This is a genomic window from Candidatus Magnetobacterium casense, assembly GCF_019173545.1.
GTDB classification, from domain to species: domain Bacteria; phylum Nitrospirota; class Thermodesulfovibrionia; order Thermodesulfovibrionales; family Magnetobacteriaceae; genus Magnetobacterium; species Magnetobacterium cryptolimnobacter.
This window is the reverse complement of the sequence record NZ_JABXWD010000803.1, coordinates 1-1,016: the sequence shown is the minus strand read 5'-3', so window position 1 is coordinate 1,016 and position 1,016 is coordinate 1. Positions and strand designations below refer to the sequence as shown.

Genomic DNA, 1,016 nt, shown 5'->3' with positions numbered 1-1,016 from the left:
AGGCTTTTCACTTCCTCCACGTTCATCTCGCCACACTTATGACACAACACTCTCGCGCATTGGATTAACGTCCGGGCCGACTGGTGCGGATCGCGCAGGCACCGTCTCCAGGTAGTCATGTTTTGCCCTCCTTGTCGTCACTGCTGTTCGGGTCCCATTGACTCTCAGTGGTCAGTTGATAATTGTACAACCCGGTAAACATGTCCCGTTCATCATTGTCCTGTACAGTGTCCTGTAGTCTGATGCATTCCGGGCTCTCCTCGTCATGCTTAACTCGTGATTCTTTGAGAAACGCCAACAGTGATTTAACTTCCCCGTCTTGCGCCTCCCTCTCCCATCCACACGCTATGCACTTCAGCCGGATGATCATTTATCTTTCTCCTTTCTGGGCAGCAACACCCCGCACAGCTCGTAACCTCTCGGGCATGAGAACACATCGATTATACGGTCAACCTTCAATGTCCCCGTTGTATCAAATCTTGTGTCCCTTTTCCGGAACACGAGAATAAAAGGTTTATTCCTCCACGTGTACAGCATCCTCTTCTGCAAGAGTTCCTTTTCTTCCGGTTCACAGTGCAATTGCTCAATATCCGTATACACCACAAACGGTTCCTTCCTTTTGCCTGGTACAATAGTCGTCATTTTTCATTCCCCTTTCTCCGGTCACTCGAACCGGATTTGTCTCAGTAACTGAAGCTTGTTCTCCATATCTTCAATCCGTGTCTGTAGCTCCACCTTCGTCGCCCGTCTCCACCTCATGGTGTACGCCAGGGTATTGTTACACTCCCCTGGGTGCACCGGAATCAGTTTACCGTTATTGCGCTTGTATGCCCCGGAGCGTTTAACAGGTTCCCCGCATATGACACACAAGTGCTCTCCCTCTCTTCCTCTTCCCCCACGTCTCCGTCTCATGGTTATCTCACCTCCCCTCTCAGTGATGATGCATCCGTGGTGGGGGAGAGACAATAACCATACTCCAGGCCCATCCCCCACCCCGCAGACATCATTACTCAGAC

The 1,016-nt window shown here is 51.0% G+C and carries 3 protein-coding genes; all 3 read right to left on the bottom strand.

Going from position 1 to position 1,016, the window contains the following annotated elements; genetic code table 11:
• Nucleotides 1–115: 115 nt before the first annotated feature.
• Nucleotides 116–370 carry a hypothetical protein gene (locus HWQ67_RS19670; protein WP_218254392.1) on the bottom strand — a complete coding sequence of 85 codons (255 nt, stop codon included), beginning with the start codon at nucleotides 368–370 and terminating at the stop codon, nucleotides 116–118.
• Nucleotides 367–642 (bottom strand): hypothetical protein, encoded by a 276-nt coding sequence (locus HWQ67_RS19665; protein WP_218254391.1) that lies wholly within the window; start codon nucleotides 640–642, stop codon nucleotides 367–369. Before HWQ67_RS19665 ends, HWQ67_RS19670 begins: the two co-directional genes overlap by 4 nt.
• 21 nt (nucleotides 643–663) lie before the next feature.
• Nucleotides 664–1,016 (bottom strand): hypothetical protein (locus HWQ67_RS19660; protein ID WP_218254390.1); only part of this gene is annotated, 353 nt, incomplete at its 5' end.

Coding starts and splice junctions, on each gene's coding strand:
- HWQ67_RS19670 (WP_218254392.1), bottom strand. CDS start 370: ATGATCATCCGGCTGAAGTGCATAGCGTGTGGATGGGAGAGGGAGGCG.
- HWQ67_RS19665 (WP_218254391.1), bottom strand. CDS start 642: ATGACGACTATTGTACCAGGCAAAAGGAAGGAACCGTTTGTGGTGTAT.